Annotated in this window: 1 protein-coding gene; it reads left to right on the top strand. The window is 75.1% G+C overall.

Annotated features, from left to right (window positions below):
• Nucleotides 1-221 (top strand): AsnC family transcriptional regulator (locus tag GTW40_RS25655; RefSeq protein ID WP_161182537.1); only part of this gene is annotated, 221 nt, incomplete at both ends.

Raw genomic sequence — 221 nt, 5'->3', positions numbered from 1 at the left:
TCGAACACCTCAGCCGCGACGGCCGCGCCTCCTACGCCGAGATCGGACTGCTCACCAACCTCTCCGCCACCGCCGTCCGCCGCCGGATCGACCGGCTGCGGGCGCGCGGCGCGGTCCGCGGCTTCACCGTCGTCCTCGACCCCGCCCTGCTCGGCTGGCGCACCGAGGCCTTCGTCGAGGTCTACTGCCGCCCCCGCACCTCGCCCGAGGAACTGCTCGCC

Source organism: Streptomyces sp. SID4985 (assembly GCF_009863025.1).
Lineage (GTDB): Bacteria > Actinomycetota > Actinomycetes > Streptomycetales > Streptomycetaceae > Streptomyces.
This window is presented reverse-complemented; position numbering and strand designations above follow the sequence as displayed.